This is a genomic window from Fredinandcohnia quinoae, from assembly GCF_022427965.1.
Taxonomy (GTDB): domain Bacteria; phylum Bacillota; class Bacilli; order Bacillales; family Bacillaceae_L; genus Ferdinandcohnia; species Ferdinandcohnia quinoae.
The window spans coordinates 1-21,488 of record NZ_JAKTTI010000034.1 but is presented as its reverse complement, the minus strand read 5'-3'; the positions used below and the strand labels follow the sequence as shown (position 1 = coordinate 21,488).

Sequence of the window (21,488 nt, the reverse complement as noted above, 5' to 3'; positions counted from 1 at the left end):
CCCTATAGGTCGAGAAATAAAAAAAGCGTGGGAATCTCACGCTTTTTTCACAGTTACCATACCGCCTGGTGCTTTTTCGTGTGTATTTGAATGATTATAGTATCCAAGTGATTCAAGTAATCGTCTATTGTTTTCGGAATTTTTTCTCATATTCGTTTCTTTTGCGATACGAGTTAGATGCTTTGGAGTGGAACCAATATAAACCACATTATCCTTACTCATTTAACATCCCTCCTAAAAGATCTATTGCAAAATCAAATGGTTGCCTTTTCTCCATTATAGCACTTACAATATCATTTTCATAGCTGTTAACTCGACGACTCGACCATACCTCTGACAATTGAAAATGACAAGACAAAACTAATTCTCCTACTTTTTTTGTCAAATATATCATTTGTTTATCTTCAGAGTAAAAAATATGTTCTTGATGTTTCATATCTTTATTATAAGTTTGAGCAACAAATGAATGCTTATCCTCTTTTTCAAATTCCAAAGTTGGTGTATTGCAGCCATATGAATCAACCAAAGTTAAGACATCATTATTTCGTTTATATAGTGTAATTGCTTTACATTCAGAAATATTCACAATTGGTTTAGGATGTTCCGCGAAATCACTGTAAGGATCATATATTGATTGGCTTGGTAAATACAAGGTTAAAGTTTTAAAAAATAACGGTAAGTTGAGTGTTGAGTTCTTAATACATTTCATAAAATTAGATACAGAGTCCTGATACACTGAAAGTTCATCATAAAGCATAAGGTTTTGAGTGATTTCTTTTTCATGAAGATAAAATTTTGTGCTTTTTCGTAAGACTTGACTTAACACTTTTAAAAGAAAATTACAAAGATCAGGGGTATCAGCTATGTTGTAATTATAAGTCCATCTCGTCATTTTATAGCAATCATGGACAAATGCCCATATAAAATCATCAACAGACATTCCCTTGATTTTATTATGAAAGACAGTATTTTTACTTTTATGTTTATCCAATAGGGCTTTAACGATTGGATAAGTGTATCTTGGTTCGTGATCATGCTCTTCCTCAAATTTGTTAATAGCCCGATCTAATTCATCTTTTATATGTTCCTTATAAAAGGTAAGTATTTGTGTTTCCACGACCGGGATGACAATTTTATCATTCATTAACGCAGTAATAAATTCTGCATATGTAATCGTAATATTAGGATTGCTACGGCTCAAACTACCTGCTCTATTAGAAATGAACAAAACGAGTACGTCACTATCTTTTACCCTGTCTAAACAATCCTGGTTTGGGTCATTCGTATACAGACCCATATCTCCATATTCATACATAACAGTTTCATGACCAGTATTTTCTAAAGCGGATTTAATTCTTTCTCTTAGAGATTGAAGGGTTTGCTGAGAGGAAGAACTAATGAAAATTTTGGTAACATCAATATTCAATTACACATCCCCCTTTGGATAGAAATGCTATTTTTTGGTTATTCCTAGGCTCGGAATTTTCGGCTAAAATGCCCCTTTTTAAAACGTGCGAATATTTGTTCTTATAATTAATTATATCAAAAATTCGACCAAAAAGGGTAAAATTATTTCCATTTATTTGTCCCTTGAGCCTACTAATCTTCAAAAAAAGAGGTAACCTCCCATCAACATTCCAAGGATTATGGGGAAGTTACCTCTTATTCGTTAGTGATATTCATTTTCCCTACCAAACTAGAAATTTATCATTTATTACTAAAAAAATCTAATAGATATAAAAATAGGTTTAAGATATCTAGATACAGGTCGATGCTGATATCTAGTGCATTAAGCCATGTATTTTCCCTTAATGTGATTTTATTGAAATCGTAAATCAGATATAACGTAAATAATACAATACCGAAAATTGAAATAACTTTGCGTTTTATCCCATCGATACGAATAAATAAACGCACAATATTCACGATTACCAGAAGAATTAAAGCAATCAATAAAAATTTACCCATGAAGCTAAAATCCACACCTGAGTATAGCCCAATTAACGCTGTTCCAAATGTAACAGAAACTGTAATACCAAGCACTTTCATTCCCAAATTTTCATCAACAGATATAAGTCCTAACGCTACTTGAATTCCATTTAAGATCGACCATATTGAAAACAATAAAATCGAAATGTTAATGTTGTCACGATTAAACAATAGAGCAATAAATACAGCGATATTCGCTACCAAAAAAAGATAAAAATAAGGTTTAATGACACTCCAATTTATATGTAAATCTTTCTGTCCCTTTTGATTATTTGTTGCCCCTATCCATGAAGCACCTTTCCGATAAGCGAGCTTAAAATATCCAATAGTTAGAATGCAGAAAATAAATGTGATTAATAATTGGATTGTCAAAATGATAAAAACTTTACTAAACAACGTCTCAAAAACCAATAAACCTGCCCCCTCTTAATCAGCTATCGTACAATCAATTATTTCAAAAACCATGGTAAGATTATCCAACCATTATGATTTTTTTACCAATAACAACATAATTGTAATAGTTTTATTATCCTGTTTGAAAGAGTAAAAAATAACTATTTTTTCCATAACTAAAGGACCGAATCATAATAAATAAGATCTGAAGTAGGAGTACTAATTACCCACGATTCAATTAAGAATGTAAGCGTATTTCCTTTTGAGGATTAATTGGGTAAGGAGGGTATGCTAGTTGCAAGGTTAGAATAGAATACTTGTCTTTTAATTCTTCATTAACTTTACTAATTCCTCTGCTTCCACTAATAATTTCTTTAATAAGAAAAAACGACCCTTGATTTGTCAAGAATCGCTCGCTTTACCTAATTTAAGATTTTACATTTATCTTTCTACACTGACTAATTCTTTCTTTTTAACAATTCTACTTGCTAGCTTGAGTACATTACTTCACAATAGCTTACGATATAGACCTTCACAACGGAAGATCTTTAATTCTTTTTGCAGGGACACCAGCAAATATTCCGTTAGGTTCACAATCTTTCGTTACTACTGAGCCAGCAGCGATGATACAGCCATCTCCAATTGTTACTCCTGGTAAGATCATTACTCTTGCACCAATCCAGCAGCCATCCCCTATTTTAATAGGTAGTGAAATGTGTTCTCCAGCACGCTGATTAGCACTACCAAACTTATGTGAATTAGCACAAAAAACAACTTGAAATGCAATGCTACAATTCCTTCCAATCTCAACAAAATCTTCATTTTCGAAGTGGCATTTACTGTTAACAAAGGAGTTTTCTCCAATTATTACTTTGTTCGATTCAAAGTAACAATTGCTGAAAATGTTATCCGTTTGTATTTTAAACCCTGCTTTTGTATAAATGAGTTTTCTTATTTTGTAAGGTGTTATTATTGAAGCTGCTAATACGTTTACAAAAAAATGCCATATCCTTTTTTTCATGAATGGTGCTCCTTTTGGCTATTTTTTTAATATATCACATAGGATTAATTATTATTATTATGTTACATTATATTTTCGTTCAAACTCGACATGGGAGCTATCTCTCTCTTATATTAATCTGCTTCATTAGCATAAAAAGAATTTGCACTTATTAAAACAATTGCTACCCATTTTTTAAACTGCCATAATGATATTAACTTATCGAAACACATTATTAATGTCAAAAAACAATGGAGGGATTTTATATGAATTACGGACCTAATCCGAATGCAATCTACCCGAATGAGGCAATTAAAAGTATATGCTATATTAAAAATGTTGTAACACGTTCAAATATTATGATCGGTGACTATACCTATTATGATGACATTAACGGTGCTGAAAAGTTTGAAGACCATGTCACGCATCACTATGAATTTATTGGAGATAAACTGATTATCGGAAAATTTTGCGCAATTGCAAAGGGTATTGAATTTATTATGAATGGGGCAAACCATAGAATGTGTAGTGTCACTACCTATCCATTTAATATTATGGGAAATGGTTGGGAGAAATCGACCCCAACCTTGGCAGACTTACCCTTTAAAGGTGATACTGTAATTGGAAATGATGTATGGATTGGTCAAAATGTCACCGTAATGCCCGGAGTGCATATTGGTGATGGAGCAATCATTGCGGCTAATTCTGTCGTTGTCAAGGATGTTCCCCCTTACCATATTGCAGGCGGGAATCCGTGCAAAATAATGAAGAAAAGATTTGATGACGAACTCATCGATTATCTCCTTACCATTAAATGGTGGGATTGGTCTGATCGAAAAATTTTTGATAATCTAGAAACTTTATGCAGTGGGGATCTGGGAAAAATAAAGGATATTAAATAGCAACCGGTAGAAATAGTAGGGCCTCCTTTTAGATCGTTCAGAATTCTGTTGACCTAGAACCTCTAGATGAATTATCATATCTTTTTTTCATACATTTGCTATAATAAATATGTAAACTTATAATTTATTTGGGTTAACAATTATGCGTAACTAAAACTATCAAACTAGGAGAAAAAAATGTATAAGCTACGAGGACATCACCTTTTTTGCCTGTTGGGCTATCGGGGAATGGGCTATTCGAAAGAATACGCGGAAAATATGACTCGGATGCATCAAACCTTACGAAACAACCCAAGCACCTATATTGAAATTGTAAAAGGACCAGACCAACTATGTGAAAAGTACCCCAACTCAGGTAAATACCACTGTCAGGACGACGAAATCTATGAAAGAGATGCTGTTATTTTAGAGAAATTGGGACTGAAAATCGGACTAACACTAAAATGGGAGGATATTGAATCCTGCGTCCGAAAACATGTTATCCCCTCCGATATTCGGCTTGTCTGTGAAACCTGTTCCTGGCGCTCCTACGGTGTATGTGAAGAAGGAATTCAAGACATTCTTGAAGGAAAGAGATTAAGAGAAGTAAAATGATGAACCATGGTTTATGTAGTGTCCACCCCCAGTGTTTTAGACTGGGGGCAAACATATACTATATCTCAAGACGATCCTTAAAAATCATATTCTTCGTCTTTTTTCATCCGAATACCCTCGAAAGCTTCAACTGTTAACACTGTATCTTCAACTAAACGTTCTAGACGGAAAAGGATATCATCATTCACAATTTCCTTACGAATGAAATCTTTCTCTTCAATAAATACATATGTTGGAACGATATGAGCTTTCATATATGCTAAGATTGGTTTTAATTGTTGCTCCACCATTAAATAATGCTTTGCTGTACCAGCTGTCACAATACTACTAACGACTTTGTCACGGAAAGCGTTAACTGGTAGTAAGTCGAAGATGTTCTTCAGTGTTGCCGGAATGGATGCTTGGAATGTTGGTGTTCCAATAATAATTGCATCTGCTGACATTATTGTCTCTGTCACATATTTCGTATCTCCCTCATATTCAAAGTAATTACGCCCATCACTAAATTCCACTTTGTATTCGGCTAAATCTAAAAGTGTGACTTCATGTTCAGGGTATTTTTGAGCAAAAATTTCCACCGTTTTAAGCATGGCTGTTTTTGTCTTAGAACCTATGATCGACCCGGCTAGTGCGACAATTTTCATGTTATTTTCCCCTTTCGTTAACGGCTGTATATTTTTTTATCGCTGGCATGATATCATTCCCGATGATTTCGATATTTTTCATAATTTTCTCAAAGGGTACACCACCAAAGTCAATTTGTGCCATAAAGCGCTGCATCCCGTAAAGTTCATATTGGTAAAGCATCTTTTCGATAATTTGTTGAGTACTGCCGACCATTAGCGCATCACGTGTATCAGGTGCTTGGGCAAATTGCTGTTTAGGATAGCCGCCACCACGTATTGCTTGAAACCCGCCATTAATATGTGGGTACATGCCCTGCAATGCTTCTTTAGTTGTATCCGCAACATAAAATAGGCTTGTTGTTGCAATCGGTAATGTTTTTGAATCAAAGCCACTGCGTTTTGCAGCCTCACGATATGCATCAACGGAGTGCTTAAAGTTAATTGCTGGTCCTCCTAATGTAGTCAGCATCATCGGAATCCCCATCAATCCTGCTTTAATAGCACTTGCAGGTGGTCCACCGACTGCACGCCATATTGGAAGTGAGCCATTTTTCGGTTGAGGCAGTAAATGAGCGTTTTGTAAAGGAGCACGGTATTCGCCTTGCCATGTAACATGATCTTGCTCGTTTATTTTGTTGAGGAGCTCTAATTTCTCCTCAAAAATTTCCTCGTAATCCTGTAAATCAACGCCAAGTAAGTGATAAGCACCTACACGAGAGCCACGGCCTGCAACGATTTCTGCACGACCGTCTGAAATTAAATCGATTGTGGAGAAATCCTCATACACACGTACAGGGTCTGAAACACTCAATACTGTTGCAGAGCTTGTTATTTTAATTTTACTTGTTGCTTGTGCAATGGCACCTAGAACGACGGTATGAGCTTGGGTTGTAAAATATGCTTGATGACTTTCTCCAACACCAAATACATCAATACCAGCTTGCTCTGCTAGTTTGCTTGCCTCAATTAATTCATTAATTCTAGCTTGAGCTGAAATACGTTCACCTGTGATTGGGTTTGGAATATGGTCACCTAAAGAATACAGTCCAAATTCCATACCTTTTGTTGGATCGATGCGATATTTTTCCATTCTTATTTCTCCTCTATTGGTTGTAGGTTTTCTTCAATTTCAGCACGACGCCCTTCTAAAAACGGTGGTAAATCTAATTTTTCACCAAGTGTTTCGATATTTCCATCGATTGTAAAACCCGGTCCGTCTGTTGCAATTTCAAATAAAATACCATTTGATTCGCGGAAGTATAAGCTTTTAAAGTAGAAGCGATCGACAATACCTGATGAATGGAACCCACGTGCTTTTACTTGTTCATCCCAGTAGGCAAGCTCTTCTTCATCTTTAACACGAATTGCTAAATGATGAATACTGCCTCGCCCTGGTTTTTCAGTAGGACCATCTAAAGATTTCACAACGATTTCACCAAACACCTCGCCTTGTATCGATTGAAAGATCGCTTCATCTTTCGTACGTGACAGTTCTGTATAGCCAAAAACTTCAGTAAGTGTTCGCGCTAGTTTATCAAGTCGGCGTACTGTCATTTCTACTGAGCCCATCCCCTGAATTTGATGTTCTATCGGTATGGTTGATTTTTCCCATGTTCCCCAATGTGCTACTTTCTCTCCGTTTGACACTAACAACACCATACGAAGACCTTCTGAATCTTCAAAGTGAAGCGCTGGCCTATTTGCATACGTTGTGATGTCACTATGTTGTATACCATATTCCTCAAAACGTGATTTCCAATAGGTTAAGCTCGCTTCTGTTGGTACAAGCAAACCGATTTGGGTGATAGCATTTGTACCTCGGTAAGTAAGTCCTACAAGTGGAATTTCAAAGAATGATAACTCTGTACCAGGACTTCCTGTTTTATCTCCGTAAAATAAATGATACATCGATGGGTCATCTTGATTTACTGTCATTTTCACACGCCGTAAACCAAGTACATCACGATAAAAGTAATTATTTTGTTTTGCGTTTTTAGTAATCATTGAAATATGATGATGTCCAGAAATTGTATTCATATGCCTTCCTCCTAATTATCATTTGATTAGTCAATTGAGGGAGTAAAAAAAATTACCTATTCAGCAATTTCTTTTTTTCGCTATTTTTTTGTACACGAGACATGAGCGAATATAATGTTTGTTGTTCTTCTTTAGATAAACAGTCGTCAAAGAATGAGGATTGAAACTCCAGCTGAGCTTCGAATGCATGATCTAGTTTTTCATATCCTTTCTTCGTTAACGAGATCGTTTTTGTTTTCCACTCTTGCTTACGTTCAATGAGTCCTTCTTTTTCAAGGCGAGCGAGCATACGCGAAATACCGCCATGGGTCACTGTTACTTTCTCAGCTAGCTCACTTTGTGTTAATGGTTCATATGTTGAGATTTGCATTAATACATCAAATTGTGCGGTTGTTAAATCAAATTGCTTTAAAAATTCATTTGAAAGTAAGTTACTTTGATGAGTGAATCGAGTGAGTCGCAGCCAGATTAATGATCCACGAGTATTTTTTCGCATATTGTTTCACTCCCTCTTCTTAATATCACTTTACTACTCAATTGATAGAAATGCAAGAGAAATATCTTGAATTAAGGATAATTTTATATTTATAGGTTATTGTATATAGTAGGCAATTTTATGGAATGGACTAAGGGATGAGTCAAATATTGTTACGGACGAATAGCTCGTATGTAAATAGAAACCTTGCAAAGTAGGTTTTTTTATTAAAATGCAAACTAGCGTGGCACAATTACATAAAGAGGTGTTAATAAATGGATTTTCCAACAATACATACAAACTTTTGGGATGCTGTAATAGCTATACCAGTCATCATGATTTTGACTCAATTAATGAAAGTACTTTTACACATCCCTAAAAAGTTCGTCCCAACAGTAGTATTAGTTTTAGGTTTACTATTCTCTATTTTTATAAGTCACCGTAACCACTTAGTTGCGGGTATTTTTATGGGATGGTTTTATGGATATGCAGCTATCGGGAATTATGCAGCATTAAAAACAGCTATTGTCGCATTTAGGAAAGAAAAATAAAGTAAGCAAATATCCCTTATAATATGAGTGATAAATTAGAATGTCTATTTGTAAAAACTATCTCGATTGGGGTAGTTTTTACATATAGACTTTTCTCATTCTCTAACTCACTCTCTTATAACACCCAACTACAGCAGGAAAGCTCTTAAATTCCTTCCTCATTTCTCGGAACGAAATGAGTTCCTTTCCTCTCGTAAACTCGACATCTAATTGGAATTTGTGACAGTTCAAAGGTGTATGGTGAAATGTTCGTCTGTAAAATCTGATTGCCTCCTGAGAATTCCGTGCAAATATGAAGACAAAGTCCCTCTCATTCATTTTAAGTGAATATATATTCATTTTATGAAATCCCAACACATTTTTTTCAATCATATCCGCTACCTTCTGATGATCAGCTAAATCCAAGTCTAGTTTGGATATGTTGTCCTCTAATGAAATTAAACGCTCTGTTAGTAAATGGTGTATGTAATGTGCCAATGCCGATTCTTCATATTGTAAACAATCATGGAATAATTCTTTCACATTCATCTGGTTACACCCCTAAATAGAAATATTTGATTCCTTAAGCTCCTCTAATTCCCCTGTATATTCGTTGTATTTCACAGGAATTGTACCTACTGGACCATTTCGATTTTTTGAAAGAATGATTTCGAGTGTTGAATCATCCAAATTCTTGTCATAATACTTCTCCCGGTATAGGAACAAGATGAGATCGGCATCTTGTTCAATACTTCCCGATTCTCGAATATCTGACATCATTGACCTTTTATTGGCTCTTGATTCAACTGAACGATTTAACTGAGCCAGACAAATAACTGGGCAAGCAAAATCCTTTGCCATTGTCTTTAAATTTCTTGATATTTCGGAAACTTGTAAATGTGAACTCCCACCATAAAAATCACTTGAACGGATCAATGTTAAATAATCTATAAAAATGATTGGTTTCCGATTAGGAAATTGGTTCACCATTTTACGTGCTTTTGCTCTTATTTCAGGAATTGATTGTCCGGCACCATCGAAAATCTGGATAGTTGTTTCGTTGAGATTACCAATCACATCTGGCCATTTAGTCTTTTGTTTTTGGCTTAACATTTTATTCGGATCCCGCATTTTTGTACGGTTAAAGCCTCCTGTTGAGGCAATTAATCGTGATGTAATTAAGTGTTCAGGCATTTCCAATGAAAAGATGATTGGCAAATATCCTGCCCACCCCGCTACCTTCGCAAAATGGAGCATAACATCGGTTTTCCCCATCGATGGTCTTGCTGCAAGTATCGTTAGCTCCCCATCCTGAAATCCACCCGTATTAGGAATCTCTCACTTCAAACAACCCCTGGGGGTGTTAAGTGGCGAGACATCTCCTCAGAAATGACTGGATTCATCCAAAAATCAGTTGGTATCATTCTAAACTTTGCCATCACAACCACTTTCCTTTCACCGCTAAATTGATCTACCAATTCAACAGGGTTATAGGGATGTATAAGGAAAAAGGGGCATCTTATTGTGTGAATTTTTCTGACAATAAAAAAACAACAACCACAATTACTTTGGTTGCTGTTTTGTCTTTTTCAACTATTTAAGTTAGAAATCATTTTCGCGGATTATAATCTATATCTGGGTAAAGAGCATATTGTTTTTGTTGTTGTTTTTATTTTTTTATTATTCTTCTTATTGCCTACGTTACGTAGAATATCTTTTTGACGTATCGTAAAATCCTCTGTTCCCTTGTAGTGTTTCTAAAGGATTATTTCCACTCAACAAAGAATATAAAGTAAAAAGTCTAAAGAATTGGAGAGTGGAAACATGATTCATGATATAAAGGAATATGTAAAATATTTAGATGGGATTCATAAACGAACGATGCAATATGTGAAAGTAATACCTAATGAACTCTTAGATTGGAAGCCTTCTGAAGATAAATTTTCTACAGGTGATTTATTACGACATATCGCATCATCTCGATTGATGTTTCTCGGTATATTTGAACATGGTTCGTGGATATACACAGGACATGATACTGGTAAGGGAGCTTCTCTTGATGAGATTTCAAATTATTTAGAAGCATGTCTGATTAAACTTACGACAGGATTGTTGAGAATTGGTAATGAGACATTAACAAAAAAGGTTTTAACCCTTCATGGTCATGAAATTAGTGTTTGGAGAATACTTATGGCAATTCCAGAACATGAAACCCATCATCGTGGACAAATTTCTACTTATTTGCAATTAAACAAAATTGAGCCTCCTCAAATTTTCGGATTAAAAATTGAGCAAGTTAAAAGATTATAATTTAATGAAAACAGTGCCTTACCCCCGCTACGCTAAAGCATTATTAATTCATTGGGGGTCAGGCACCAAAATTTACGTTGATTTATTTTCCCTCCAGAGGTTTACTCACCTACCATACCGTCCCCATCACGATCGTCCATATAGGGGTATAACCAATGATCACTCGTTATTGGCATACTAAAACCTGCAGCTTTTGCTTCTTTAATCGTCACTTGTCCATTACCGTTTGTATCAACACTTGAAATATCATTGTTTGTATTTGGACTAGTTGAATTTGTGTTTGAACTATTTGATTTAGAAGATCCGCTGCCTGTTAAACCGAGTGAAGCATTTACTTCATCAGGGTTCACATTGTCAAATGTATCAACGATCTTGTTACCCATTAATACATAGCTATACTGATAACTTGAAGGAATCTGCGTTTCCGTATTCGGATATATGATAATTGCTTCAAAATTAGTGGCTCCACCTGCTTTACGGATCGCGTCTTCCATATAAGCTTGATCACCATGTCGGTTGAGCGTACTATCTTGTGGGGTAATATTATAAGCATTCGATACCCCTCCGAGAGAATCAGCAATGATATGTCCCTCATCTAAAACATCACTTTCGACACCTAGAACCTTAGCCTCATCAGAGTAGTATCTGCCAGATGATAATACAGGTTCGGTACTGTCATCTTGTAAAATGATTTCTTTAGCAACGACACGTACTAATTGCCCGTGTTCATTCGTAAATGCCCAATATTCACGGTCCCCATAACCAATGTCAACGACGACGTTAGGTTCACGATGTCCTGACAAATCACCACCATCAACTTCAATAAGTTTGTATCCTGAGAACAGTTCAATATTTGATTGAGTCGGTGTTTCCTCTACTGCTGGTTCATCAACAACCGAAGTGATAGTTTCTTCTATTTTACTATCTTTATTTGTTTCAACTGTTGTTTCTTCTTGTGGATTTGTTTCTACATCCGTAATGGACGAATCTTCTACGTTGGAACAACCAACTATAAAGATGATTGTTATAAGTATGGTTAAATAGTTCATTTTCTTTTTCATTCGAGGACTCTCCTATATTAGTTTCATACTGATCATTCTAAAAATCATGGAATGTAATATAGATTAACACTATTAACATGTTAATAATAGTATATTCCAAGATTTACTTTATTTCAGTAGACAAATTTAAAGGTCTATTAAAGGGTGGCGTCAGTAAAATGCGGATTTATAACAATAAGGAAATTCAAAATTAAAAAGCCCAACTTCTCTGCAAAACAAAATAGAGAAATTGAGCTTTTCAGTTACATCAATTATTTATTGAATTCATTAACTGGAAGAAGTATTCAGGTTTATGTGTCTTATTTAGGTTATACCATGAATGTAATGTATCTGGTGCAAATACATCTAATTTTTTCAGTACTTCCTTCGCAAATTCCAGAGGAGCTATTCCTGATGCAGTAACTAAATTCGCATCAGATACCGCAGATCCCACCTCATAGAACTCTTCTCCTTTATAGTTTGGACATACCATTTTAGTGTATTCTAAATTATTACTTGTATGCTTTCTAGTATCTAAGTACCCAATATTCGCAAGGGCCTCAGTTGCACCACATATTGCAGCAACAATAGTTCCAAGCTTTAAAGCTTGGCCAATTCTTTCCAAGATAGGTTGATGAATTTTTTCATTCCAAGTAGTCCCACCTGGTAAAATTAAAAGATCTTTACTCTCAAGAGTACATTCATCAAGGGAAATATCTGGTTTTATGCTCAGTCCTCCCATAGTAGTAATCATTTCTTTATTAGCTCCTACTGTAATTACTTTTAAAGGTACTAAATCTTTTTTGAAATATCTTCCTGTGTTTAGTTCAGCAATTAGATAACCATATTCCCAGTCCGACATTGTATTAAATACATATAGAAAAACTTTTTTTGTTTGCATCCAAATAACACTCCAATCACAATTGATATAGCTATTATAATAAAACTTCCCTGACAGTTAACGTCAGGGAAGTTTTCATACTTGATGAAATTTTATTAATTCCGACAGAACTTCAACAAGTCTTTTCTTAAGACTTATTGGCTCAATAACTTTAATAGATTTATTGTACGGTAAAAGTAAATAAGGTACATATGTATGTATCATATCTTTTTCAAGAAGAAAAACTGCTTGATTTGAAGTCCGTTCTTGTAAATAATGTCCTAAAAACCAATGTTGGCAAACATCAGCCAATACACTTTTATCCCCATTAATAACCAAAGAAATAATCTCTTCCTTATCTTCTATAGTTGGAAGAAGATTTTTTATGAAAAAGTCACGTGCTGAAAAATTTTCTGGCCGGTTAAACTTATTTTCAGTTAGCAATAGACTTTCAATTCGATCTACTCTAAAACTACGGATATCATTCCTAAGATGGCAAAATCCAATCACATACCACTTATTATTCCAATAGATAATTCTGTACGGATCGACCAATCTATAATTTAATTGCTTTTCGCCACGTTTATGGTAAAGAATTTTTACTGAGTACCCTTCAGCTAAGGCCTGCTCCAACTCCTTCAAAAAAGATTCCATAGAGAGAGAACTTAATCGACTTATTACTTCAAGACTAGTTAAATGTTGGTTTATCTTTGTTTCCTGCTCTTGATTTGAGTATTTACTTAGTTTTGAAATGGCCCTACTTAGTGCTTCACCACCATAATATCCGGCTTCTTCTGCAAAAACAGCAGCGTGAAATAGTGAAGTTTGCTCCTCAAAATCAAAAAAAAGTGGAGCCTCAATAAAATTGTTCAATAGAGTGTATCCACCATTATGACCTGGTTCTGAAATTATAGGTACGCCACTTGTTGAAATTGTATCAATATAGCGATATACAGTCCTTATATTCATCTCTAACTTTTCTGAAATCTGTTTTGCAGTAATTTTTTCACCTGAACGAAGCATCCATAAAATTGCTAACATATTGTCAATTTTAGGCATATAAATCCACCCCTATATGGAATTTATTTTATCATAACGTTTACCAAATATTTTTCCTACTTATTACTATGACTTGCAATTAATTTAACAGCAAGCTACTTTACATTTTCTAATAGGTGTATAATAGTGTGAAGAAATTTTATACTAACGGAGGGTAATGAAATGAAGATTTTGTTTGATGAAACATACACTTCAAATGACGGAAAGTATTCGAGCAGGAATATTTGGTATGGATATGCTGATATTACTGTTGATGGTCAGCATGGAAAAACCATTAAGCTTAATGAAGATTTTATGGTTCAATTATGCGAATTAATAAAAAATGACTTATCTAAGAATGCCGCAAATGTGCCTACTCAAACTAACTGGTATTTCTATGGAAGTACTGTAACTAAGGACGCTATTGGAGACAATATCCGTCCGACAATTATGGTTCGTGAGAAGTCTGACGAGTTTACAACTAATTTTAATATCAGTGACCACGATTTTGCAGTAAATATTGATGCTATTCTGTTGTTTAAGGCGGATTTTGAAAAACGTTTAGCAAGACATTGATGAATAATATCAATATTAGCATATTCAAACTATTTGAGGGGATGAATTCTTAATGAATTCATTCTCCTTTTTCATGTGGTAAGATTTTTTTTTGAAGAAAAGGATTTTTAATAATACTGATTGTGAATACTTAGCAAAATCCAGTGAACATCTAAAGCCATCAAGTTTGTCTCTTCGAATTAGAAGAGAATTTTATAGAAAATATTTTTAGAATTAGATGGCAAAAGGCAACGGACGTCTTCGTCGCCTTTTCACTATTGGCCCCGTTAACGAAACAATAGCTATACTATTCTGTAATCCCTTTCTTTAAAAACACGATAAAATTGTCAGCCTTTTTCAAGACAAGTTATTTGCTCTGAAGAGATAGTAGAGCTCACCGCACCGTTTTTAATGGCGATTTTTTATTATAATGAAAAAAGCCTGTTTTGTGCTAACATGTATGGTTATTAAAGTTAACTCAAAATCTCAATATCTTTCAAATTCAACTTACTAAAATCAACCTTAATTGCCCCCATTTCATATATGACATTTGATCTATTGTTAAATCCACCGTGGTCATCATTGCCTATGGTTATTAACATATTATTTTTTTGACAAAAGTCTATAAGAACATTTGTTGTTTCTTCTGTATGAGTTGTGTAATAACATTCAAAGCCATCTGCGCCCATATTTTTAAGTTTTTTTAAACGAGGTTCTATTTCAAAAAGATTATTCTTCATTGTTTCTCCGATATGGGCAATAACTGCTTTACCATTTGCATTATGTATTACATTTATTACATATTCTATTGATGGAAATGAATTTTTTGGTTTAATATTATAATCACTGATGAGCTTAAAAAAACTTGGAACATCAATAACTAAGTTTTTGCACTTTAGGTAGTCAAAACCTTTCCAACCACCGTTTTTTAGATTTCGATTGTAAGAATTAAAATCTTCTATACTTATTTCCTTGTAATCAACACTCATCTTTTTTATTAATTCTAAATCAATATCAGCATAAACCGTCTCGCATTGTTTACAAATATCAATTATCTCTTTATTTTCAAAATTGAAGTCATAAGCAAGGACATGAAATTCTTTATCTTCAAAAGAGGTAGAGATTTCTGCCCCTCGAATTAATTTAATTTGGTTCGCTTTACACAAAGGTATAAGCTCGTTATAAGCTGTTGTTGTGTTGTGGTCGCTTACACATAATAAGTCAATGCCGAGCTCTCTTGCCTTCTTGACAATTTCCTCAGGAGAACGGGTAATATCGGAATAGTGTGAATGAATATGTAAATCTGCGTACATTATAATTTCACCTCTAACTTGTAATTGAATGTCTAATTCTTTTTTTCTTATATATTGATTAGTTGTATGATACCATCCATTTTTACACCCCCTATTAAAATTGTCGATTCAAAGTGAAATCGGTTGCGTTTTTGTTAAAATCTTCTTTTCGCTATCTTTAAAATAGCAAAGTTATGTATTAGTTGGTAAATTAATACTGCATAAAAAAATGATTCTAATTAGATTTAAATAGTTCAGATAACGTGGAAAAATTTAAGTTCACATTTAAAATTTCAATCTAGAAAAATTTGAAATATCGGTAAAGTTAATCATTATAATTGCACATAAAAACGCCTGGAGTGAGCCATGCGTTTGGTTACTGTTTTATTGTTTATAATGTTTTCTTTTTATACCACCAAAATATAAATGCGAAGGTGAGTAATAAAATAGGCAAAAACCAAATTAACTTTAACCATTCGTTATTACCACCAAGAAAATAAAAAACAATTGGTAGAGATGTTACAGCACTAATAACCATTGATAACCAAGACCGTTTTACAACACCCAAAACAAAGGAAAAAAAAGAAATCGCAACTGACAAATATCCAAAAAAAACAAGAGATTCTAAACCCACTACTACTCACCTCATTTGACATTCATATCTTTATTTAACTTCAACTACAAAGGCATAACTCGAACTTCCTTTTTCCCATCTTGCAGAAACATCGTACACAAATACACCTTTTTCTTTTGGCAACTGAATCGCATTATCATTTATTGGAACATCTTTTGTATTTCCATTTGTGAGCCATTGATTTACTTTTACTGCATTTTCTTGTGGTTTGTTTTTATATTCTATTTTCAAATTAGATTGTGAAGAGACAACAATAGGTTTTAGGTCTTGATTTTTAATCATTTCTGGCGGAGAACTTGTATCAGCACAAACTGAATAAAGTAATCCATCCCAACAGTATGACCCTTGTATGCCTTCAACCTTTTTATCTTCGACCGTTAGTATTGGTGTAGGTGGTTTTACATAAAATAGACCTATAACAAAATAAATTCCAACTGCTAAAACAATTAACGCTATTAAAGTAATTATAGACTTTTTCATTCTCTTCCCCCTTAATGGGGTTTATATCCCATCGATCCAATTTTCTAAGTAATCCATATATTCAGTTTAACATATACAAATACTAAAAAAGAGTTCGTTATTATTAAACGAACTCTATCTAAGATAAATAATATTTTACAAATCTAATACTTTGACCGTAATGCTTGATCGTTGTGGAGGAATAAGTTTTTTGCAGTCCGCTGTTTTATGAAGCTTACAAAAGTTCTAATAATTATTCAAAATAGTTAACGCACCTCGGATTGAAATGGGCATAGATATAACTATAATAGAAATGCATAAGATCTATTTTTTCTATTTCATTATTCAGTTCTATATTCCTTTTTTTTAACTTAAAATCCCCTATCCCCTTATTTTAATAACGACTTAATTTTAGGAAATACATTGATCGCAGTATTGTAGAAAACATCCTCATGATATGCCTTCGGAATAATGTCCTGTATGAATTCAATATATGGTTTTATAGGCGTAAGCGGCCAATCTGTTCCAAATAAAAACTTCTCATAGTTATTTGTAAAGGTTAAGGCATGTAAGAGATGATCAAAAAATCTTGTTTCCTGTAGACGCTTGATTTCGCCATCTGCTCCGACAACGAGTCCCGAAAGGTCAGCGTATACATTGGAATTTTTATAAACAACCTCTGCTGCATCAAGCACCCATGGATCTCCGAAATGAGCCATCATGATTGTCATGTTTCGATGCTTAACGGCAACCTCATCAATTGCTAATGGATGAGAGAATCGTAGTCTGCCACGTTCTGAATACGTATCCCCAGTATGATACACAACTGGGACATTATATTTCTTTGCAATTTTGTATACAGGTTCATACACATCATCATATGCATAAAATGGGTAATACCCTAAGTAGATTTTAATGCCCACACATTCAGGCTTCTGGACATCCTTCTCTACTTGCAAAAGTGCAGCTTCATCAAGACGAAACGGATTAATTCCTGCACAATATACAATATTATTCGGAATTTCTTCCGTCAGATCAATTCCCATAGGAGTTGGGGAAGCTGAGTCAGGAAAACCTTCCCCAGCTTTTTCTGTAACCCCCATTGCAATTCCTAATACGACATTATTATCTTTGAATTCCTTTTGAATTCCGTTAAAAGAATAATCAACCTTAGACAACTCTGTCGCAGTATCATGAAAACTTCTTATATTTGAATAATGAATATGCGCGTCAATTATCTTCATTTTTGGCCTCTTTAAATATTATTCGTTGTAAATCCTGTACCTCATCAGTACTTAAAATCTCGTTAGAGCCTAGAAGGAATGATGGAGCAGATAGGAATTTTGTTTCATTAGCCATTTGGATTTCTCCCCAAATATTTACTAACATAACTTCTTTGTTCATATAAGCTTCAACTTCCACTGATTCACGATCACTGATGACTTGCAATAGCTGGTCATCATTCTTTGAACCTATGATTACATGATTGGATAAGGTCGTTTGAAGCTCCGATTTACCACCAATATATTTTCTATTACTGCCTGCATTTTTTACCCATCCAAGTTTAAATTTGCCTTCTGTACACCAATCTTTATAATGAAAATACATGCCTGTGTTTTGAACAATTTTAGTAACGGATGCAAGTAATGGTATACCCGGCAGCATCACGAAGTATTGATGAATACCTAGACCTTTATAGCTTTCATGTTCCGCAAAAACAGTTGATAGTTTTATTCCCTTCCAAAGCCTTCCTTCATGATCAATAAGTGATCCTTCTCCAACACCTGTTTTCTCCTTTGCAAAGGATTTATAATTAATCCCTTCTAGGTTGAACCGAAGTCCACCACTCCATGGATTCCACCAGGACCTTGGCTGAAGTGTTGGAAATGAACTATCTAACCATTCTTTCCCTCGAATTTTAAGAGAAAATAACGCGGGATAAAAGCTAGCTGCAGCTGCAATCGATAGTTCTCCATTATTAATTACAAGGATTTCTACTCCATCTCGTACTTCCTTTTGTAGCGAGATTGCTTGGTTTGTAGGATTAATGTGTAATCCTTTTTTAGAATCTTTCACTCCATTAATTTCATATTCTGCGATTAAGGTAGAAAGTGGAGAAGTTTCTTTCTCATGCAAAGCACGAACTTCTCTTTTTTCATCCGCTGTTGTTAGTGAAATATTTTCTCCATTTTGTAATGAAACCTCACCTTGTATGAAACCAGCCTTTCGGTCAACTAACTTGATTTCCGAATCGCTTGTTTGTAACAATAGGTCATCGACTGTAGCCGCTTTCCGTAACGTTTTTCTTAATGTGAATTCCCGAAATTCTTCCCAGCTTTGATAGGACCCGATTGAATAATAAACAGGCTTCGTTATAAGCTCACTATTTGCTTGAATATGGCCAAGTTCAAGTTCTACATACATATACCAAGATTCAAAATGAATATTTGCATCTTGTGGCCATGATATTCCATGTGGATATGACTCATAGCGTGAGAATAACCAATTTTCAGTTAGATTCGAACTACTCCATATGCCGTAATCCGAAGAGGCTGGATCATCCACTTTTACAACCTGATCATTCATAACAAAAACAGGCTTATGCAAGTTATGATAGATAGGCTGATAAATCCAAATCGGATCCACCGTATCTGAATGATTTTTATTTCGTACTACGTAGGATTGTTCCATTAAACCTTCCGCATAGAGCTTTGAAACACTGATTAATTCTATATTTTTAAAATCTAAAGATTCATAGGTAGCAGATAAAACAATTGCACCATCTTCTTCCTTATACTCTACTAAACGTGGTTTGCGTTTTGAAAACTCACTTGAATAAGGCTTACCAAGCTTCGGATACATAACGATTGTTTTTTGTGAATTTTTCGATACTCTTCCAGGTATGAGATCATTGTCAAATTTACTTAAATTCACATGATACAATCCATTATAAATATGCCAATAATCGTCACATTCCCCGTAAAATCGAGCTCCTAGACCTTTAAATCCAATCCCGATTTGCTTTGTGAAATGTTGGTTTTGCCCACTTGCCCTTTCTACCTTAACCTCAATAATAGGTGCATAAAACCCATGTTTTAATAGGATATATGGTACAGCTATCGAGGTCTTTCCTTTTGGAGCTACTGATACAGTAAAGCTTGATTGTTTTAAGGACAAGAGCTCGTTTTCTGGAATTGATAGTGTATAGATTGATGATTCATCAAAGTTATTTTCTAAATCAAGATAAAAAACAGACTCTTCATCTATAAAGCATTGAGAACCAGGTACAATGCCTGAAAGCTTTGCCGGCAATTTCGGTAAAATCCCTACTGCGAATTTCGCCTTTTTCCCATTTATCAAAACATATGTGACAATAGAAGGATGGGTTCTCCAGTTGCTTTGCTCTTCTTCTACACGATTTAAATGAAAAACAGCTTCGACAACTGCTTCATCCTCAACTGTAATTGAATTCTCATATGAGTATTGAATCAGTTTATTGTCTTCCCCTTTAAGTTCAAAATGAAGCGGTTTTCCAGATTTATTTTTCATATGATACTTGACCGTATAGCCTGTATCGCAAACGAGTTTAAAATTTTCAATTGAAACACTAATACAATAATCATTTGTTTCAATCGTTCTTAGTCCACGTCCTGTTCGCTCGAATTCCATTCGTAACGTATCACCATCTGCATCCCACTTATACTCGAAATACGTAAAATCATTGTCTTTGTATCCATCAGGAGTAACCTCAATGACTCTTGTACTGGCATCATACCAATTCACATGTGAAAAATAATCTGCAACAGCCTCTGTATGGAGAACAGTTGGCATAAAGTTCATCAAATGAGTCGTATCATCACGGTCTTCCCAAAAAAATCCACACTTCTTATACAGTGGAACTGCCTTTGTATTACCTGCCCATGTATACAAATCTAATCTTGGCCATTTCAATTCTATGGCTCGTTCCAGTGCTTTTAAAACGAGTAGCTTCCCGATTTTTTGCCCGTGATAGTCTGTGCGTACATTTAATAGCGGAATGTACAATGCACCCTCATCTTCTCGATACTCACATAACCCGCAATACCCTACAACAGCGTCTCCGTCCATTGCTAAGTAGAGATTAAGATTACTAGAATTTGCCTCTTATATGCGTACCTTTTCCTCAGTCGTAATATGTGAATCTCCACCCCATCCATCCCGACTTAGGTTCCACATTTCTGCTACTCCAGCTGCAAGACCTTCATGATACTCAATAATTTCAATTTTTCGTTTTGTCAATTCCATCCTGTATTCCTCCATTAACAACGTATACTACGTTTTCCATTTCCTATTCCCTTTGAATCCTTCTCTTCCTGCAGTTAAATCTTTAATCATTTTGATCTCCTCCTTTGTAGTATTTTAGTAAATAATGGGTATCACCCACTGTTTAACTATACATGATTTAAAATAGTGAAGTAAAGGAATTTTCTGAAAGTAAACAAATACATTCCCCTGATAATGAATCAGATAAATAAATTTCACCGAGTTAGTAAAATAAAAGGAAAAATTCCGTTTATATTTTGAAAAACCTATATTTCCCTTACATTAAAGGAAGTTTTTCCTCTTATATTGATGAAATCATTAAATTTTGTATAATTTAGAACAGTTAACCGGAATTTCTTCGCTTATTTATGCTTCTTATGGTCTTCTGTCAAGAAAGTGGACAATATAAATCGAGACTTTTTTAATAAAACA

Annotated in this window: 23 protein-coding genes and 1 pseudogene; 5 read left to right on the top strand and 19 right to left on the bottom strand. The window is 34.5% G+C overall.

All coding sequences use genetic code 11. The features are described 5' to 3' along the window. Nucleotides 1–36 precede the first annotated feature (36 nt). The 4 genes from MJG50_RS17515 to MJG50_RS17500 form a co-directional block, all read right to left on the bottom strand. Nucleotides 37–222 carry a hypothetical protein gene (locus tag MJG50_RS17515; RefSeq protein WP_240257055.1) on the bottom strand — a complete coding sequence of 62 codons (186 nt, stop codon included), beginning with the start codon at nucleotides 220–222 and terminating at the stop codon, nucleotides 37–39. Then, complete coding sequence (locus MJG50_RS17510; protein WP_240257054.1) at nucleotides 215–1,426, bottom strand: DUF4062 domain-containing protein; 1,212 nt, start codon at nucleotides 1,424–1,426, stop codon at nucleotides 215–217. Before MJG50_RS17510 ends, MJG50_RS17515 begins: the two co-directional genes overlap by 8 nt. 281 nt (nucleotides 1,427–1,707) lie before the next feature. Then, nucleotides 1,708–2,400 carry a Bax inhibitor-1 family protein gene (locus MJG50_RS17505; protein ID WP_240257053.1) on the bottom strand — a complete coding sequence of 231 codons (693 nt, stop codon included), beginning with the start codon at nucleotides 2,398–2,400 and terminating at the stop codon, nucleotides 1,708–1,710. Nucleotides 2,401–2,914: 514 nt separating this feature from the next. Continuing rightward, complete coding sequence (locus MJG50_RS17500; protein WP_240257052.1) at nucleotides 2,915–3,403, bottom strand: acyltransferase; 489 nt, start codon at nucleotides 3,401–3,403, stop codon at nucleotides 2,915–2,917. Nucleotides 3,404–3,648: 245 nt separating this feature from the next. Here MJG50_RS17500 and MJG50_RS17495 point away from each other — a divergent pair, with 245 nt between their 5' ends. Both MJG50_RS17495 and MJG50_RS17490 read left to right on the top strand, forming a co-directional pair. Then, on the top strand, nucleotides 3,649–4,284 hold the full coding sequence (locus MJG50_RS17495; RefSeq protein ID WP_240257051.1) for a Vat family streptogramin A O-acetyltransferase: 636 nt from the start codon (nucleotides 3,649–3,651) through the stop codon (nucleotides 4,282–4,284). 177 nt (nucleotides 4,285–4,461) lie between these two features. Further along, complete coding sequence (locus tag MJG50_RS17490; protein ID WP_240257050.1) at nucleotides 4,462–4,878, top strand: DUF1284 domain-containing protein; 417 nt, start codon at nucleotides 4,462–4,464, stop codon at nucleotides 4,876–4,878. A 77-nt stretch (nucleotides 4,879–4,955) separates the two neighbouring features. Here the strand turns inward: MJG50_RS17490 and MJG50_RS17485 are convergent, their stop codons facing one another. Genes MJG50_RS17485 through MJG50_RS17470 form a run of 4 tightly spaced genes read right to left on the bottom strand, consistent with a single transcriptional unit; the run spans nucleotide 4,956 to nucleotide 8,037 of the window. Further along, on the bottom strand, nucleotides 4,956–5,522 hold the full coding sequence (locus MJG50_RS17485) for an NADPH-dependent FMN reductase (RefSeq protein WP_240257049.1): 567 nt from the start codon (nucleotides 5,520–5,522) through the stop codon (nucleotides 4,956–4,958). Nucleotide 5,523: 1 nt separating this feature from the next. Continuing rightward, complete coding sequence (locus tag MJG50_RS17480; protein WP_240257048.1) at nucleotides 5,524–6,594, bottom strand: LLM class flavin-dependent oxidoreductase; 1,071 nt, start codon at nucleotides 6,592–6,594, stop codon at nucleotides 5,524–5,526. A gap of 2 nt (nucleotides 6,595–6,596) precedes the next feature. Further along, nucleotides 6,597–7,541 carry a ring-cleaving dioxygenase gene (locus MJG50_RS17475; RefSeq protein WP_240257047.1) on the bottom strand — a complete coding sequence of 315 codons (945 nt, stop codon included), beginning with the start codon at nucleotides 7,539–7,541 and terminating at the stop codon, nucleotides 6,597–6,599. 52 nt (nucleotides 7,542–7,593) lie between these two features. Continuing rightward, nucleotides 7,594–8,037 (bottom strand): MarR family winged helix-turn-helix transcriptional regulator, encoded by a 444-nt coding sequence (locus MJG50_RS17470; RefSeq protein ID WP_240257046.1) that lies wholly within the window; start codon nucleotides 8,035–8,037, stop codon nucleotides 7,594–7,596. 254 nt (nucleotides 8,038–8,291) lie between these two features. Between MJG50_RS17470 and MJG50_RS17465 the strand changes: the two genes are divergently transcribed. After that, nucleotides 8,292–8,567, top strand: a complete 276-nt coding sequence (locus MJG50_RS17465) for a hypothetical protein (protein WP_240257045.1) — start codon at nucleotides 8,292–8,294, stop codon at nucleotides 8,565–8,567. Nucleotides 8,568–8,669: 102 nt separating this feature from the next. On the opposite strand, the gene MJG50_RS17460 is transcribed toward MJG50_RS17465, so the two are convergent. Beyond that, nucleotides 8,670–9,095: a hypothetical protein gene (locus MJG50_RS17460; RefSeq protein WP_240257044.1), complete on the bottom strand. Its 426-nt coding sequence runs from the start codon at nucleotides 9,093–9,095 to the stop codon at nucleotides 8,670–8,672. A gap of 12 nt (nucleotides 9,096–9,107) precedes the next feature. Then, nucleotides 9,108–9,881, bottom strand: coding sequence for a DnaB-like helicase C-terminal domain-containing protein (locus tag MJG50_RS17455; protein WP_345893250.1), 774 nt, complete (start codon nucleotides 9,879–9,881; stop codon nucleotides 9,108–9,110). A gap of 489 nt (nucleotides 9,882–10,370) precedes the next feature. Between MJG50_RS17455 and MJG50_RS17450 the strand changes: the two genes are divergently transcribed. After that, complete coding sequence (locus MJG50_RS17450) at nucleotides 10,371–10,856, top strand: DinB family protein (protein WP_240257042.1); 486 nt, start codon at nucleotides 10,371–10,373, stop codon at nucleotides 10,854–10,856. A gap of 101 nt (nucleotides 10,857–10,957) precedes the next feature. Here MJG50_RS17450 and MJG50_RS17445 read toward each other — a convergent pair whose 3' ends face one another. From MJG50_RS17445 to MJG50_RS17435, 3 genes are all read right to left on the bottom strand, one after another. Beyond that, a complete protein-coding gene (locus MJG50_RS17445) occupies nucleotides 10,958–11,917 on the bottom strand; it encodes a DNA/RNA non-specific endonuclease (RefSeq protein WP_240257041.1) in 960 nt (319 codons plus the stop codon). Between the two features lie 247 nt (nucleotides 11,918–12,164). Next, on the bottom strand, nucleotides 12,165–12,797 hold the full coding sequence (locus MJG50_RS17440; protein WP_240257040.1) for a type 1 glutamine amidotransferase family protein: 633 nt from the start codon (nucleotides 12,795–12,797) through the stop codon (nucleotides 12,165–12,167). 75 nt (nucleotides 12,798–12,872) lie between these two features. Continuing rightward, a complete protein-coding gene (locus tag MJG50_RS17435; RefSeq protein WP_240257039.1) occupies nucleotides 12,873–13,835 on the bottom strand; it encodes a helix-turn-helix transcriptional regulator in 963 nt (320 codons plus the stop codon). Between the two features lie 162 nt (nucleotides 13,836–13,997). Here MJG50_RS17435 and MJG50_RS17430 point away from each other — a divergent pair, with 162 nt between their 5' ends. Continuing rightward, a complete protein-coding gene (locus MJG50_RS17430) occupies nucleotides 13,998–14,390 on the top strand; it encodes a hypothetical protein (protein ID WP_240257038.1) in 393 nt (130 codons plus the stop codon). A gap of 452 nt (nucleotides 14,391–14,842) precedes the next feature. Here MJG50_RS17430 and MJG50_RS17425 read toward each other — a convergent pair whose 3' ends face one another. The 6 genes and pseudogenes from MJG50_RS17425 to MJG50_RS17400 all read right to left on the bottom strand — a co-directional run bounded on the left by MJG50_RS17425 (nucleotide 14,843) and on the right by MJG50_RS17400 (nucleotide 21,038). Beyond that, a complete protein-coding gene (locus tag MJG50_RS17425) occupies nucleotides 14,843–15,682 on the bottom strand; it encodes a PHP domain-containing protein (RefSeq protein ID WP_240257037.1) in 840 nt (279 codons plus the stop codon). A 370-nt stretch (nucleotides 15,683–16,052) separates the two neighbouring features. After that, complete coding sequence (locus MJG50_RS17420) at nucleotides 16,053–16,295, bottom strand: hypothetical protein (protein WP_240257036.1); 243 nt, start codon at nucleotides 16,293–16,295, stop codon at nucleotides 16,053–16,055. Between the two features lie 30 nt (nucleotides 16,296–16,325). Then, entirely contained in the window at nucleotides 16,326–16,775 is a 450-nt protein-coding gene (locus MJG50_RS17415; protein WP_240257035.1) for a hypothetical protein, read from the bottom strand. A 368-nt stretch (nucleotides 16,776–17,143) separates the two neighbouring features. Next, nucleotides 17,144–17,998: an amidohydrolase family protein gene (locus MJG50_RS17410; protein ID WP_240257034.1), complete on the bottom strand. Its 855-nt coding sequence runs from the start codon at nucleotides 17,996–17,998 to the stop codon at nucleotides 17,144–17,146. Further along, nucleotides 17,985–20,876 (bottom strand): annotated as a pseudogene (locus MJG50_RS17405) (GNAT family N-acetyltransferase); the annotation flags it as partial. The pseudogene MJG50_RS17405 and the gene MJG50_RS17410, both read right to left, overlap by 14 nt. Before the next feature lie 21 nt (nucleotides 20,877–20,897). Beyond that, nucleotides 20,898–21,038, bottom strand: a complete 141-nt coding sequence (locus MJG50_RS17400; protein WP_240257032.1) for a hypothetical protein — start codon at nucleotides 21,036–21,038, stop codon at nucleotides 20,898–20,900. Nucleotides 21,039–21,488: the final 450 nt, after the last annotated feature.